Source organism: Actinobacillus capsulatus DSM 19761, from assembly GCF_000374285.1.
Lineage (GTDB): Bacteria > Pseudomonadota > Gammaproteobacteria > Enterobacterales > Pasteurellaceae > Actinobacillus > Actinobacillus capsulatus.
Window position 1 is genome coordinate 253,891 of record NZ_KB893930.1, and the last position, 15,827, is coordinate 269,717.

General features: G+C 39.8%; 10 protein-coding genes. 5 read left to right on the forward strand and 5 right to left on the reverse strand.

What is annotated here, in order from left to right:
• The first annotated feature begins 15 nt into the window (after positions 1–15).
• The 4 genes from ftsA (at position 16) to recN (ending at position 5,337) form a co-directional block, all read left to right on the forward strand.
• Positions 16–1,293 carry a cell division protein FtsA gene (gene ftsA, locus C228_RS0101260; RefSeq protein ID WP_014992115.1) on the forward strand — a complete coding sequence of 426 codons (1,278 nt, stop codon included), beginning with the start codon at positions 16–18 and terminating at the stop codon, positions 1,291–1,293.
• 39 nt (positions 1,294–1,332) lie between these two features.
• Positions 1,333–2,547 carry a cell division protein FtsZ gene (gene ftsZ, locus C228_RS0101265; protein ID WP_018650905.1) on the forward strand — a complete coding sequence of 405 codons (1,215 nt, stop codon included), beginning with the start codon at positions 1,333–1,335 and terminating at the stop codon, positions 2,545–2,547.
• A 33-nt stretch (positions 2,548–2,580) separates the two neighbouring features.
• Positions 2,581–3,501 carry a UDP-3-O-acyl-N-acetylglucosamine deacetylase gene (gene lpxC, locus C228_RS0101270; protein ID WP_018650906.1) on the forward strand — a complete coding sequence of 307 codons (921 nt, stop codon included), beginning with the start codon at positions 2,581–2,583 and terminating at the stop codon, positions 3,499–3,501.
• A 162-nt stretch (positions 3,502–3,663) separates the two neighbouring features.
• Complete coding sequence (recN, locus tag C228_RS0101275; RefSeq protein WP_018650907.1) at positions 3,664–5,337, forward strand: DNA repair protein RecN; 1,674 nt, start codon at positions 3,664–3,666, stop codon at positions 5,335–5,337.
• Positions 5,338–5,484: 147 nt separating this feature from the next.
• On the opposite strand, the gene C228_RS0101280 is transcribed toward recN, so the two are convergent.
• The 4 genes from C228_RS0101280 to C228_RS0101295 form a co-directional block, all read right to left on the reverse strand.
• A complete protein-coding gene (locus tag C228_RS0101280) occupies positions 5,485–6,888 on the reverse strand; it encodes an ABC transporter ATP-binding protein (RefSeq protein WP_018650908.1) in 1,404 nt (467 codons plus the stop codon).
• A complete protein-coding gene (locus C228_RS0101285; protein ID WP_018650909.1) occupies positions 6,888–7,673 on the reverse strand; it encodes an ABC transporter permease in 786 nt (261 codons plus the stop codon). Before C228_RS0101285 ends, C228_RS0101280 begins: the two co-directional genes overlap by 1 nt.
• Positions 7,674–7,675: 2 nt before the next feature.
• Positions 7,676–8,623 (reverse strand): ABC transporter permease, encoded by a 948-nt coding sequence (locus C228_RS0101290; RefSeq protein ID WP_018650910.1) that lies wholly within the window; start codon positions 8,621–8,623, stop codon positions 7,676–7,678.
• 87 nt (positions 8,624–8,710) lie between these two features.
• Positions 8,711–10,285, reverse strand: coding sequence for an ABC transporter substrate-binding protein (locus tag C228_RS0101295; RefSeq protein ID WP_018650911.1), 1,575 nt, complete (start codon positions 10,283–10,285; stop codon positions 8,711–8,713).
• Between the two features lie 304 nt (positions 10,286–10,589).
• Between C228_RS0101295 and C228_RS0101300 the strand changes: the two genes are divergently transcribed.
• Positions 10,590–13,559, forward strand: coding sequence for a YadA-like family protein (locus tag C228_RS0101300; RefSeq protein WP_018650912.1), 2,970 nt, complete (start codon positions 10,590–10,592; stop codon positions 13,557–13,559).
• A 112-nt stretch (positions 13,560–13,671) separates the two neighbouring features.
• On the opposite strand, the gene prfC is transcribed toward C228_RS0101300, so the two are convergent.
• The gene (prfC, locus tag C228_RS0101305; RefSeq protein WP_018650913.1) at positions 13,672–15,252 is read right to left on the reverse strand and encodes a peptide chain release factor 3; all 1,581 of its coding nucleotides are present in this window, start codon (positions 15,250–15,252) and stop codon (positions 13,672–13,674) included.
• Positions 15,253–15,827: the final 575 nt, after the last annotated feature.

Genomic DNA, 15,827 nt, shown 5'->3' on the forward strand with positions numbered 1-15,827 from the left:
GCATAATATAGTGATATGACAAAAATAGCAGAATCTAAAATAATTGTCGGTTTAGATATCGGCACATCAAAAGTTGTAGCTGTTGTTGGTGAAGTTTTGCCAGATGGTGTTATAAATGTGATTGGCTCGGGTGTTTGCCCGGCTAAAGGTGTTGATCGAGGCGGTGTTATTGATTTAGATGCCGCCGTGAATTCTATTCAACGTGCGATTGAACAAGCCGAATCAGTCTCGGATTGCCAAATTATTGGTGTAACGCTTGCTATTTCTGGACAACATATCACTGCTTTAAATGAAAGCGGCACCGTGCCGCTTGGTGGAACGGTAACGAATGAAGATATTGATTCTGCTATTCATATTGCGCGCTCAATTAAATTACCAGATGGCTTAGAAACGTTACATATTATTCCACAGGAATATAAAGTAGATCGATTACCGGCAACGAAAAACCCCGTGGGGCTATCCGGTATGCGTTTACAAGCTCAAGCGCATCTTATTGCTTGCCATCAAGATTGGTTACGCAATTTAAAAAATGCAGTGGAACGTGCAAAATTGAAAGTGGATAAAGTAGTCTTTTCAGGTCTTGCATCAAGTTATTCCGTATTAACCGAAGACGAGAAAGAATTAGGTGTTTGTTTAATTGACATTGGTGGCGGCACAATGGACGTTTTAGTCTATACAGACGGCGCATTACGTTTTAGTAAAGTGATTCCATTTGCTGGTAATAACGTCACTGATTATATTGCGCATGTATTTACCACTTCGCGTAACGAAGCCGAAAGCATCAAAATGAATTATGGTAGTGCGATTAACCCTCCTACTCATAATGCGGAAAAGAAAATTGAAGTCGCTGGACTTGGCGGTCGAATGCCGAGAACCTTTACCAAAGCGCAAGTTGCGACGGTAACTTCACAATGTTATAGTGATTTATTGAAAGTTGTTGAGAACGAGTTAACTCAATTACGTCACGAATTGTTCCAAAAAGGCATAAAACAGGAATTAATTGCAGGTTTTGTGCTTACTGGTGGTGGTTCGCAAATCGAAGATATTGTAGAATGTGCAAGAAATATCTTTGGCTCTCAAGTAAGAGTTGGATATCCGTTAAATATTACAGGGTTAACGGACTATGTAAATAAACCACAATATGCAACAGTACTCGGTCTTTTACAGTATAGCCATTACAATTCTGACGAAAAGGGTAGCGGTGGTGAAATTGGTGAGAAAGTAGATACGCTCCTTGATGTTTTAGGCAGAGGCGTAAAGAAAGCTGTTAATTGGGCAAAATCGAGTTTTTAATAGTGTTGACGAGTAAGTTGGCACGTAGGGAGATGAAAAATGTTTGAACCTATTTATGAAACAACACAAGATGCGGTAATCAAGGTCGTTGGCGTTGGCGGCGGTGGCGGTAATGCGCTAAACCATATGGTTGACGGAAACCTAAATAACGAAGGTGTTGGTGGCGTTGAGTTTTTCTCAGTGAATACGGATGCGCAAGTATTACGTACAAGTTCTGTTCGCCAAACCATTCAAATTGGTGCGAATATCACTAAAGGTTTAGGTGCTGGCGCAAACCCGAATGTAGGTCGTCAAGCTGCGGAAGAAGACCGTGAAGCATTATCTAATATGCTTGCAGGTGCGGACATGGTATTTATCTCTGCCGGTATGGGCGGTGGTACGGGTACTGGTGCGGCACCGGTTATTGCGGATATTGCAAAATCACAAGGTTCATTAACAGTTGCAATCGTGACGAAACCGTTTCGTTTTGAAGGTAACAAACGTATGAGCTATGCGGAACAAGGCATTCAAGAGCTGTCTAAATACGTAGACTCATTAATCATCATCCCGAATGATAAATTATTAAAAGTATTACCAAAAAATACGAAAATGATGGATGCTTTTAAAGCGGCAAATGATATTTTACGCAATGCCGTTTTAGGGATTACCGATATGATTACCTCACCGGGTTTAATCAACGTGGACTTTGCAGACGTGAAAACAGTTATGTCTGAAATGGGGCGTGCAATGATGGGTACCGGTATCGCAGAAGGCGAAGACCGTGCAGAGCGTGCAGCGCATGATGCAGTAGCTAGCCCATTATTAGAAGATGTTGATTTATCCGGCGCGAAAGGCATCTTAGTAAGTATTTCATCAGGTTTAGATATTGAGCTTAACGAAGTTGATGTAATCATGGATTATATCCATAGCTTTGCAGCTCCAGATGCAACAATCGTATTCGGTACATCGGTTTACCCTGAAATGGAAGGTAAACTACGAGTGACTTTAGTTGCGACAGGTATTGGTCAAGCAGAAGAATTAACTTTACCAAGAACGCCAGTGTTGCAACAACAAGTTCAGCAGCAAGCTCAAGCTGCATATCAGCCACAGGCACAGCTGGCTCAGCCAGCATTTGCGCAACCTCAACAAGGTTATACTCAGCAACCGGCTCAATTTAGCCAATCTCAACCTGTGGCACCAAAACCACAACAAGTTGATTCTTCTCAAGTTTGGTCTCCGAACTCAATTCCAGGGTTTATGAGAAACGGTCAGTAATGATCGCCCAATATAGGGAATAAGGACAGAATAATGATTAAACAAAGAACGCTAAAACAAGCAACCAAAGTAACTGGTATCGGCTTGCACAGCGGTAAAAAAGTAACGTTAACGTTACGTCCTGCCCCAGCTAATACGGGGATTATTTACGCTCGTACAGATTTAGAGCCGGCAGTTTATTTTCCTGCAAGTGCGGAATCCATTCGTGATACGCAGCTTTGTACTTGTATGATTAATGATGATGGTGTACGTATTTCAACGGTTGAACACTTAAATGCAGCAATGGCTTCATTAGGTTTAGATAACTTAGTCGTTGAAGTGGACGCGCCTGAGATTCCGATTATGGACGGCAGTGCGAGCCCATTCATCTATTTATTATTAGATGCCGGTATTGAAGAACAAGATGCACCGAAAAAATTCATTCGTATCAAAGAAAGCGTACGTGTGGAGGAAGGTGAGAAATGGGCGGAAATGAAACCTTATAGCAAAGGTTTAAAATTAGATTTCACTATTGATTTTAGCCATCCGATGATCAGCAAAGATGTGCGTAATTTCAAAATGGAATTATCCGCTGAAAACTTTATTCACAAAATTAGCCGTGCAAGAACTTTCACTTTTATGAAAGATGTTGAATATCTTCAATCAATCGGTTTAGCATTAGGCGGTAGCCTTGATAATGCGATAGTATTAGATGAATATCGTATTCTGAATGAAGAAGGCTTACGCTATAAAGATGAGTTAGTGAAGCACAAAATGTTAGACTCAATCGGCGACTTATTTATGTGTGGCTATAATATCCTTGGTGATTTCAGCGCATATAAATCAGGACACGGTTTAAATAACAAATTATTACGTGCGATCCTTGCTGACGAAAATGCTTGGGAATTTGTAACCTTTGAAGATAAAGAACAAGCGCCACAAGGTTATCGTATTGGTGAACAAGTCTTTATCTAATAGTAAGATTGATTAGTTTTGAAAATCCTCGTTGATGAAAATTAGCGAGGATTTTTTTATGACAAGCGGTCGGATTCAGCAAAAATTTTGCAAAAACACTTTACTGTTCAAAAAAACAGTTATAGTATATATCTATACAGGATATGTTTATACAGGTATTTTATGCTCACTCAATTAACGGTTAATAATTTTGCGATTGTTCGTCACTTAACGCTGGAACTGAATGAAGGTATGTCTGTGATCACCGGCGAAACCGGTGCAGGTAAGTCCATTGCGATTGATGCGTTAAGCCTTTGCCTCGGCTATCGTTCAGAAAGCAGTATGATTCGTAATGGGGCGGATAAAGCGGATATTACCGCAACTTTTACCATGCAACCGACTAGCCCGGCTTATTTTTGGTTACAGCAGCATGAGTTATTGGATGAAGATAATCCTCAAGAATGTATTTTACGCCGTATGATTAATCAAGAAGGGCGTTCTAAAGCATTCGTGAATAATCGCCCATTACCGATTTCTCAACTGCGAGAGTTAGGTCAATATCTGATTCATTTGAATGGTCAGCATGCACCGCAATTATTATTAAAAAATGAGTATCAGTTGGAGGTATTGGATAACTATGCAGGTATCCATAGCTTGTTGAATGAAATGAGTAGCCAATACCATCGTTGGAAGAAATTACATCAGCAAGTTAAAAATTTTCGCCAACAGTGCCAAGAGAATGAGGCTCGTAAACAGCTGCTGCAATATCAAGTGGATGAACTGGATGAATTTGCGATTAAGCGAGGTGAATTTGAGGAAATGGAAGAAACGCATGGCAGGTTATCCAATTCAGAAGCATTAACCGCATTATCTCAAGAGGTGACAGATTTACTGAGCGAAAATGAATTAAATGTTGATTCAATGTTATATAAGGCGATTCGCCATTTAGAAGATTTAGTCGAAGTTGATTCACGTTATCAATCGGCACTAAATATGCTAAATGAATCACTTATTCAAGTCCAGGAAGCTAGTTCTGAAGTGAGCGATTTAGCTGGAAGAATCGAGCAAGATCCGGATTTATTAAATGAATTAGATGGACGTATTAGTAAAACGCTTCAATTAGCCCGTAAGCACCATGTATTGCCAGAGAATTTATGGCAACATCATTTGCTACTTCAAGATGAATTAAAAAAGTTGGTAGATTTTGCCGGAAATGAAGAACAACTAATTGCAGATGAGCAAACGGCTTACCAGCAATCTATTCAGCTGGCAGAGCAAATTTACCAAAAACGCTTTGAGGCAGGTAAAAAATTAGCCGAGCAAGTCACGGCACAAATTAAACATCTTTCAATGGAAAATGGTGAGTTTTTTATTGATGTTCAACATGATGCTAAAAAGCTATCGAGTAACGGAGCGGATTTCGTTGAATTTAACTTGCGCAGTAATTTAGGGCAGCAAGCTCAGCCGTTAGCCAAGATAGCTTCCGGCGGTGAATTATCTCGTATTTCATTGGCAGTACAGGTGCTGACAGCGAATAAGTTGTCCACACCAACCATTATTTTCGATGAGGTGGATGTTGGGATTAGCGGCCCGACTGCAACCACAGTTGGCAGGTTGTTACGTCAATTAGGCAAGAAATGTCAGGTGCTTTGTGTGACACACCTACCGCAGGTAGCAAGTTACGGCAATCATCATTTTAATGTACAAAAGTATGTGGAGAATAATCAGACGGAAACTCAAATGTCGTTATTAACTCAAGCAGAGCGGGTACAAGCCTTAGCAAGGTTATTAGGCGGAAGTAAAATTACCGATGCAGTACTTGCCAATGCACAGGAGATGTTAGATTTAGTTGAATAAGTAATAGAATACATCGTTGAATAAATAAAAATAAGCGGTCGTTTTTGAGGAAAACTTTGCAAAATGCTTGGTTATTCACAAAAATGACCGCTTATATTTTGTATCATTCGCTATTGCGAATTCATTATTTTGAACGTTGTTTGCTCACTAAATAAACTGAGTTAAATCAATCACTTTATCGCAGCTTTTCTCAATCAAATAGGGATCATGGCTCACAATCACTAATGCACATTTGCGTTGGCGACATTGATTGATTAATAACTCAATCGTTTCTTTTTGCGTGACCGGATCTAAGCGAGAAGTCACTTCATCGGCAAAAAGTAATACCGGTTCAAGCAGTAAGGCACGTAAGATCGCTACACGTTGTAATTCCCCACCTGAAACATTTTCCGCATTACGGGTGAGAATTTTCGGAGAAAGTACCAGTTGTTGCAGTAAAGTTGGAATCTGCGAACGATCTAACTTGTGTTTATCTATCACATCGTCTAACAGCGTTTGTAAACGGACTGTTGGTGCAAAGGCTTCCGGCGGATCTTGGTACAGTTTCAATACCTGATGTTTTTTGTGTTGCTGACTGTGCCAAATTATTTCGCCGGCTTTCGGTTTCAGTAAACCGCATAACACATCAGCGAGTGTGCTTTTTCCGATGCCGCTGTGTCCGACAACACCTAAGATTTCGCCTTGGTGTAAGTCAAACGAAAGTCCACTGAAAAGTGTTCGTTTACCTTGTGCAACACTCAGATTTTTTACCGATACAAGCGGTTGATTTTTCGCAAAAGTTTGCGAATTTTCGACCGCTTGCCAATGTTTCGGATCAGCGGCAATCAAGGCTTTTGTATATGGATGCTGTGGGTTAGCAAGCAATGTTTCTGCCGCACCTTTTTCTAATAATTGCCCCTTTTTCATCACTAAGATTTCGCCACCTAATTGTTCGGCAACTTCAATGTCGTGAGTGATGGTGAGCAAACCACCTTGATTCTGATAAGCCTGTTTGAGTAATTGAATCACATTAGTTTTGCTTTTCGGATCAAGCCCTTTAGTTGGTTCGTCCGCTAACAAAATTTTACCATCGGCAGCGGTAGCGATAGCAAAAGAAGCTCGTTGAGCCATACCACCAGATAATTGATGCGGATAAGCGGTTTCCCACACCTTTAAGCCTAAATACTCAAGGGCTTTTTTACCCTCATTTTTTGCCGCTTGTTTATCTTTTTTAGCCACGAAGAAAAAGCTTTCCCAAAGCTGTTTACCGATCGTCATAATCGGATCAAGCGCACGGCGAGGCTCTTGCGGTAACATTACCAAAGTTTTACCCCAAAGCGATTCAAGCTGCATATTTTCGGTTTTGCTATTTTCTATAAAAATTTGACCGCTTGCTTCTAATCCTTCCGGTAAAGCACCCATAATAGCTTGAATCAATAAGCTTTTGCCTGAACCGGTTTCACCGAGAATGGTGATATTTTTACCTTGTTCTAGTGTTAAGCTGATCGGTTCAACTAAGGTTAAGCCTGCGGTAGTTTTTACTCCAACATTTTCAATTTGTAGTAATGCCATTATTTTACTCTCCCGGATAAAAGTTGAAGGCTAAGCACCATTAAAAAGACCGCAATTACCGGCTGCATAAAGATCCACGGAGCTTCATAGTAATAAGGGAATAATTCAGTCATCATTAAACCCAATTCTGCTGTAGGTGGGCGTAATCCTACATTCACAAATCCAAGCGTAGCTAATGCTAGAATTGCATTACCCAGCGAGAAAGCGCTTAAGGTTACAATAAGCGGGAGTAAACGAGGTAAAAGGTGGCGTTTAAAGTTGTAAAATAAGCCCATTCCCATTAAACGGGAGGATTCGATTTCGGCACTGGATGCGAGCGTTTGGCTGACTGCACGAATTACTCGGAAAAACTCCACCCACATTACTAATGCGATACCTAAGTAAAGTGTCCAAAATGCCCCCGGTGATAATGAAGCAAATAATAGAATGAGTAATAGGCCGGGGAGCGCCATGACTAAATCGCAAATAAAGCTGAATAAGCGATCAAGCCAGCCGCCGAAAAAGCCGGCTAAAATCCCGAATAGCAATCCGGCAACTAACGCACAAAATACGCTAAAAAGAGATAAACCAAATGATAAACGGATCGCCGAGGCAAGGCGAGCGAACATATCTCTCCCGAGATGATCTGTGCCAAACCACGCAAGTTCGTTGGGTTTGGCAAGAATCGTCGTCAGATCTTGAAAGCCAATATCCATTGGGTAAAAATAAGGCTGTAAAAAGGCAAAAGCGAGCAACATGGTAAGAATCGCTGCCCCCATTTTTTGGCTGAATGTCATTTTATTCATTATTATACTCCATGACGTTTATTAGTAATTCGTGGATCAATCCACGCACTCAGCATATCTGCACACATATTTAACAGTACAAATAAACCGCCCATCACGAGAGAAGCACCTTGGATCATCGGCACGTCTCTAGCAATAACGGCATGCACTAAGGCGTGTCCACTACCTGGCCAAGCGAATAGACTTTCTACCACAACCACGCCTTCAATCAAATAAACCAGTTGTACGGCATGGTAAGCTATTACTGGAATAGCGATATTGCGAATACCGTGGCGAGTGAAGGTTTGCCATTTAGAAAGCCCTTTTAAACGTGCGAATTGGTAATATTCGGATTGTTTTACTTGCAGCATTGTCGCACGAGTAACACGTACCGAAACGGCACTCAGTCCTAATGCTAATGTTAAAGCCGGTAAAATAAAGTGTTGCCATTTACCGTAACCACCGGCTGGTAGCCAACGTAATGTTGCCGAAAAGAGCGTAATTAGTCCGATAGCAATAATAAATGCCGGTACGGAACGAAACAAGGTGCTAAATACGAGAGTGAAGCGGTCAAAAAAGCCATTTTCTTTGCGAGTGGCAAGCACACCAAGTATCGGCCCAATCATAATTGCCATAACGAGTGCAACAATAGCGAGGCTAAGTGTATGTCCGAACTGATGAGCAATTTCGTTCCAAATCAAATCGCCAGTGACTAAGGATTTACCTAAATTAAGCTGTAAAAGGTCAAGTAACCAGTTTCCGTAGCTTTGCCACCACGGTTGATCTAGTCCTAATTCGGTGCGTACTAATTCGGCAGCGGCACTATCAGCTTGATCATAGCCGTAACGACTTGCCGCTATACGATAAGCCATATCACCCGAGAGCTGTCGAGTCAGAATAAAAGTGAGAGTACCAACCGACCAAACCACTAAAATAATTTGCAGTAGCCGTCTAAAAATAATATTAAGCATATTTCTAACCATGAATTCATCAAAAAACACGGAATTTGCCCAGGAGTTTGTGCTATTTTCCGTGTTTTAAATGCTAATTTGATAATGTTATTTTGTAAGTCTTTCTAAAAAGAATCTTCTTTCGAACGGATCAAGTGTAACACCTTTGATATCATTATGGGTCGCAACATTTTGCTGATAATACACTACCGGAATAATCGGTAGTTCATCATGAATAATTTGGCTGACCGTCTGTTTTAAGAGTTTATTTCGTTGAGGATCACGCTCTGTTTCGATTTTCTCTAACGTTTGCGCCAATTGTTCGTTACTCCAGTTCATTACGCCCCAGTCACTGCCACTTTTAGCATAATCTTGCACAATGACACCGAATGGGTCGATCGTCTTACCATAGTTCAACGCATATAATGCCATTTCTAAACTACCATCTTTGTGACTGGCAGGGATTTCACTAAAGTTACCTACCGACACATTCACATCAATACCGATTTGTTTCCATTGTGCTTGTAGAATCGTGGCAATAATTGGTAATTCTGGGCGATCCGAGAAGGTTTTTAAGGTAAAGCTGAACGGTTTTCCTTCTTTATTGGTTAATTTGCCTTCATTATTGAATTGGTAACCGGCAGCGGTTAAATTTTGTTTAATTGTTGCAAGATCAACAGTTTCATCTTTACTTTCCACACGCCAATCAGCAAAAGCTTTCGGTAAAATTTGATTTGCCACTCCGTCTTCAATTTTTAGCACTTGTTCGGCAATCGCTTTACGGTTGATTGCCTGTGAAAGCGCTTGGCGAATTGCTAAGTCTTTAAAAAACGGTTTAGCCACATCCATTTTCATCTGAATCGTGCGGGCAATAGAACCGCTGGTTAAAGTCAAATCAGGATTAGTTTTTAAACGTGCGACACTCGCCGTATCTAAGTTAAACACTAATGATGTTGCATCGCTTTGAGCCATTAATACACGCGTTTCGCTACGGCTGCTTGCTAAATAATTGGCATGAATAACTTTTGGTTTTTCTCCCCAATATTGTTCAAAGCGAATAGCTTCTATTTTTTGCGGAGCTTCAATTTTATTTGCTTTAAATGCGCCGGTTCCAATTATTTGAATAACTTCATTTTTTTTATTAAATGATTCTTCAGCTAAAATAATGGTTGAATAATGTGTTAAGAAAGAAGGAAATGGTACAAAAGATTTTGTTAATTTAAATTTTAATTGATTCTGATTTAAAACATTAATTTCTTTAATAAATGCCTTTTTTAGAATGCTTGGTTGATTCATTACTAAATTTAAATTCTTTACAACAATTTGAGCATTTAATTTTTCACCGTTATGGAAGGTGGCATCTCGTAATGTGAAAGTCCATTCCGTTGCATCTTCATTGCTTTTCCATTCAGTCGCAAGCCCAGGGATTAACTCTCCTTTTTCATTCGCTTCAACTAAGGTTTCTGCTAAGTTCATTCGTTGGAAAATCACGCCTGATTGAGTTGGGTTTAAGCTATTTAGCTCCCAAGGAGCAATAACAGTAATTTGAGTTAATTCATTGTTTTTAACGTCTTTTGTTTCGGTTTGTTGTACGTTTTTTTGCGGGTTTTGAGTGACGAATTTGTCTTCACAGCCAAGTGTAAATAGTGTTGTTGCAAGTAATGAAAATAGCCATTTTTTCATCATAATCTCCTTTTAATTTAGTCAAGTATTTCACAAGTGTGGCGCTGATTCTATCATAAATCCATAAAAAAAGTAGTTGTTTATTTTGTAAAGGTAATTGAGCAAATCCGATGTGTAATAAAGAATATATTTTTATAGTGGAGATCCGATTAGTTAGTAAATATAGATTAAAAGGTATATATTCATTTGGTTCTTTATTAGGTTATTTATCTAAATAAGATTGAATGTTGTTTACGATTAATTTGATAAAGAATGAATGAAATTTAACTGAAAGAAATCAAATTCCTTAATTTGAGGTGGGAATATGTATGTAAATAAAAAAATGAGTAAAACGATAATTGCATTAGCTTTATCATCTCTTTATACAACATCTATGGCAAATGAATTAACCACGGTAACGGTTACTGCTGATAACTTAAATAAAGTTATTGTTAATTCAGATAATAATTTAAATCTTGCAGCACAAGGAAATACATTAAATATTTCTTCTGCTGATAATGTCGCATTTTCGTCAGTAAAGACAACGACATTACGTAGTGATGCAATTAATGCAACTCAAATTAATACTGCTTCAATGACTGCATCTGGGGCTGTAAATGCAACCCAAATTAATACCGCTTCATTAACGGCTTCAGGCGCAGTAAATGCAACCCAAATCAATACAGCAGCACTCACTGCTTCAGGTGCAGTAAATGCAACTAAAGTGAACACAATTGCATTAACAGCTTCAGAAGCGGTTAATTCTGCACAGGTAAATGCGCTGAATGTTGCGGCAAATGTTGTAAATGCGACGACTTCAAATACGAATCGCTTAAATACTTTTACTGTAAGTACCAATGAAATTGATGCAAAAACGATTAATAGCACACAAGTAAATACTGACTCAATTACCGCAAGCGCAGCGGTAAACGCAACGCAAATCAATACGGCATCGTTAACCGCTTCAAATGCGGTGAATTCGCAAAAAATTAATGCGGAGAATGTGAAGTCAACAACGGTTGATGCTAAAGTGGTAAATGCAACTCAAGTGAATGCCGATTCAATTACCGCACGTGCCGCAGTAAATGCTACCCAAATTAACACCGCTTCATTAACGGCTTCCGGGGCAGTGAATGCGACGCAAATCAATACGGCATCATTAACAGCATCAAATGCAGTAAATGCAACGCAAATTAATACGGCATCGTTAACTGCTTCAAATGCGGTAAATTCACAAAAAGTGAATGCGGAAAACGTGAAATCAACAACAGTTAATGCTAAAGCGATAAACGCAACGCAAGTAAATACCGATTCAATTACAGCGAAAGCGGCAGTAAATGCAACACAAGTTAACACAGCTTCATTAACAGCGTCAGATGCAGTGAATGCGGCAGAAGTTAATACTGCGTCATTAACAGCTTCAAATTCGGTTAATACAGCAAAAGTTAACGCAGAAAAAGTTAATACAAATTACTTAGCTGCATCAGGCGTTATTGACGCTGCTCGTGTAAGAACCGGTTCATTAGCGGCTTCAGGTGTGATTGATGCAGCACGTATCAGAACTGGTTCATTATCTGCTTCGGGAATTGTTGATGCGGCTCGTGTAAGAACAGAATCATTAGCGGTTTCCGGTGTACTTGATGCGAATAGAATCCGTACAGCAAGCTTCTCTTCAAATACCGTTAATACAGATAATTTACACGTAGTAAATACGATTAATGTTGCAGATGGACCAAAAATTAGCTCAAACGGTATTACTAATTTAGCTGCTGGTGATATTTCTGAATTCAGTACAGATGCAATCAATGGTGGACAGCTATATCAAATTTTAGTGAGTAATGCATTACTTTATTATCCAAATATTGCTCCTTCAGAGTTAGTAAGTAACACGGGTTTAACAAATGCCTCAGAGAGTACTGAAGCAGCGCCTAGAAGTAGCCGTAGCAGAAGATCATTAGATAGTTTTGAGGATTTCAGCGCGGATCCTGAATTAATGACGATGACAGTCGATCCAGTAAACCTTATTCTGGAAAGTGTAGATAGCGCAACGACGGAAGCATTCCTTGAAACCTCAGCAGTCGTATCTACTGCAGATATAGCAACCTCTGCACGTGTAAATGTAGATCAAATTGTTGCAGGTACAACAGACGTCGCTCGTGTAAATGTAGATCAAATTAATGGTGGTACGGGTAATATTTCTCGTGTTAATTCAGATCAAATTGTTGCAGGAACAGGTGATATCGCAAATGTAAATACTGATTTATTAGTTGCAGGAACAGGTAATATCGCACGTGTAAATACTGATCAACTTATTGCAGGTTCTTCTGAAATTGCACGTATTGATAGTAATGTAATGAATGCTAACCAAGCGCTAGCAACCACTTCTGTTGGTGTAGCAAACGGACCGGAGCTTACAACCGCAGGTATTGATGCTGCAGACAAAACTATTAGTAATGTTAAAGCCGGTACAAACAGTGCAGATGCGGTAAATAAAGCACAACTTGATGAAAAAGCAGATAAATCGACCGCTTATACTTTCAACGTAAGCAATAATGAGGCAGCATTAAGTGCTGATGCGTTAGCGGATACTTGGACCTTGGAACAAGGTGATAGCTTAACTTTTGGTGCGACTTCAGATCTAAATGTGACTACAGACGGTCAAGGTAAAGTAGTATATGGCTTATCAGATGAAGTGAAATCGAAGATTGATACGGCAGCGGCAGCAAATAAAGGCGTGAATGTTTCAACTAAAGCGGCAGATGGTAAAGTTACTACCCATAACGTGAAATCTGGTGAAACGGTAGCAGTACATTCAGGTAAGAACATTGCTATTACCCAAAATGCGAATACGATTACTGTAGCAACAGTGGATAACCCAACATTTGCGAAAGTGACTGTAGATTCTGTTTCGGTTAAAAATGGTCCGACAATTGATAGTAACGGTATTAATATGAATAACAAACGTATTACTAATGTTGCTGATGGTGTTGAAGCAGGTGATGCGGTAAATGTACGCCAGTTAAATCAAACACGTAATGATTTTGACAAACGTCTGAACCGTTTAAACAAAGATCGTAAAGCCGGTACGGCATCAGCAATTGCTACGGCTGGTTTATTACAAGCGCCAGCAGGTCAATCAGGTGTAACTGCAGCGGTTGGTCAGTATGAAAGCCAAAGTGCGGTAGCGGTAGGTTACTCACAATCGCTACCAAGCGGTGTTGGTGTGAAAGTATCTTTCAGTGCGAATACTCGTAAAGAGCTTGGTGGTTCTATCGGTATGGGTTATTTCTGGTAATTGATGTTTTAAAGACATAAGAAAAATGCGACCGGATGAGGTCGCATTTTTTTACTTAAATCAAGCGGTGATTTTTGCAAAAAATTTGCAAAATTTGACCGCTTGTTTTCGATTAATGTTCACGTGTTTTAAAGAACTCAACATCCGGATAGCGTTCTTGCGCCAGATTTAAGTTCACCATAGTTGGTGCGATATAAGTCAAATTATCGCCACCGTCTAATGCAAGGTTTTGTTCGTTTTTGCGTTTAAACTCTTCGAATTTCTTCGCATCCTTACATTCAACCCAACGGGCAGTTGCCACGTTTACCGCTTCGTAAATTGCTTCCACATTATATTCGGTTTTCAGACGAGAAACTACCACGTCAAACTGAAGCACACCGACCGCGCCTACAATCAAGTCATTGTTCATTAACGGACGGAACACTTGTACAGCACCTTCTTCCGAAAGTTGAACTAAGCCTTTCAGCAATTGTTTTTGCTTAAGTGGATCTTTCAAACGAATACGGCGGAATAGTTCCGGTGCAAAGTTCGGAATTCCAGTAAATTTCATTACTTCGCCTTGGGTGAAAGTATCGCCGATTTGGATTGTGCCGTGGTTATGTAAACCGATAATATCGCCGGCATAGGCTTCTTCAGCGTGTGAACGATCGCCTGCCATAAAGGTTAAGGCATCGGAAATCACGACATCTTTGCCGATACGTACGTGTTTGAGCTTCATACCTTTTTCGTATTTGCCTGAAACAACGCGCATAAATGCCACTCGGTCACGGTGTTTCGGATCCATATTCGCTTGGATCTTAAATACGAAGCCAGAGAATTTTTCTTCACTTGATTCAACCGTGCGGACATCGGTTTGACGTGCTTGCGGTTTTGGTGCCCATTCGGTTAAACTGTCTAAGAAATGATCGACACCGAAGTTACCTAATGCGGTACCGAAAAATACCGGCGTTAGTTCGCCGTTGATAAAGGCTTCGTGATCAAATTCGTTTGATGCACCTTGTACAAGTTCTAATTCTTCGCGTAGTTGATTCGCTAAATCATCGCCGACTGCAGCATCAAGTTCAGGGCTGTTCAAGCCTTTTACGATACGTACTTCTTGAATGGTTGAGCCTTGACCTGATTGGTAAAGATAGGTTTTATCTTTAGCAATATGATATACGCCTTTAAATAATTTTCCGCAACCAATCGGCCATGTAATCGGCGCACAACGAATTTTCAGTACGTTTTCTACTTCATCTAATAACTCCATCGGATCACGGATATCACGGTCGAGCTTATTCATAAAGGTTAGAATTGGTGTATCACGCAGACGAGTAACTTCCATTAATTTAATTGTACGTTCCTCAACACCTTTTGCACTGTCGATAACCATTAAGCAGCTATCTACCGCAGTTAGTGTACGATACGTATCTTCAGAGAAGTCTTCGTGTCCGGGCGTATCCAATAAATTGACTAAACAATCATTGTAAGGAAATTGCATTACAGACGTTGTAATAGAGATACCACGTTGTTTTTCCATTTCCATCCAATCGGATTTTGCGTGTGCGCTAGAGCCTTTGCCCTTTACTGATCCAGCGGTTTGGATGGCATTTCCGTAAAGTAAAACTTTTTCGGTAATGGTGGTTTTACCCGCATCGGGGTGAGAAATAATCGCAAAAGTGCGGCGTTTATTGACTTCTTGTAGATATGACATGCTTTTCTCTAGGCTAAAATTGAAATAAAAAGGTGGATGATCCACCTTAAAAATATTGGGCTATTTTCGCTGATTTATGGGTTTAGGACAACCTAAGTATGCAAATTTATTCAAATTGAGTGACAAGTAGTCCAATTTGCTTCAAAATTTATAGAAAACGAATAATGATTATTTGATGTGTGATTGTAAGGAGGTATGAATGGAATGGTTTATGTATGTGCTACGCCATACGTTTGATTATTCTGGAAGAGCAAGACGCTTAGAGTTTGCTTGGTTTATTTGGATTTATGAAGCATTTTGTTAATTATGCTTTAGATATTTTGTTGCTATTAATTACCGCTGATGAGTGCAACGGTAAGACATTTACATGATTTAGGCTATTCCGGTTAGTGGCAATCATTGCTAGTTATTGTAAATACTTCACTGTGTGTTCTCATATTTATGCCGGATGAAATCATTGAAGCGGTATCTTCTTCTCAAAAAGGCGGATTATTTATGATGGTCAGTCTCGTGATTGTTTTTGCATATTTCTTATATCTAACATTCAAAGATGGGCAGCCATTTACCAATCGATT

Bases quoted from the DNA above. Each gene is read 5' to 3' on its own strand.
- C228_RS0101280 (WP_018650908.1), bottom strand. From the start codon at position 6,888: ATGGCATTACTACAAATTGAAAATGTTGGAGTAAAAACTACCGCAGGC.
- C228_RS0101290 (WP_018650910.1), bottom strand. From the start codon at position 8,623: ATGCTTAATATTATTTTTAGACGGCTACTGCAAATTATTTTAGTGGTT.
- lpxC (WP_018650906.1), top strand. From the start codon at position 2,581: ATGATTAAACAAAGAACGCTAAAACAAGCAACCAAAGTAACTGGTATC.
- C228_RS0101285 (WP_018650909.1), bottom strand. From the start codon at position 7,673: ATGAATAAAATGACATTCAGCCAAAAAATGGGGGCAGCGATTCTTACC.
- prfC (WP_018650913.1), bottom strand. From the start codon at position 15,252: ATGTCATATCTACAAGAAGTCAATAAACGCCGCACTTTTGCGATTATT.
- C228_RS0101295 (WP_018650911.1), bottom strand. From the start codon at position 10,285: ATGAAAAAATGGCTATTTTCATTACTTGCAACAACACTATTTACACTT.
- ftsA (WP_014992115.1), top strand. From the start codon at position 16: ATGACAAAAATAGCAGAATCTAAAATAATTGTCGGTTTAGATATCGGC.
- recN (WP_018650907.1), top strand. From the start codon at position 3,664: ATGCTCACTCAATTAACGGTTAATAATTTTGCGATTGTTCGTCACTTA.
- C228_RS0101300 (WP_018650912.1), top strand. From the start codon at position 10,590: ATGTATGTAAATAAAAAAATGAGTAAAACGATAATTGCATTAGCTTTA.
- ftsZ (WP_018650905.1), top strand. From the start codon at position 1,333: ATGTTTGAACCTATTTATGAAACAACACAAGATGCGGTAATCAAGGTC.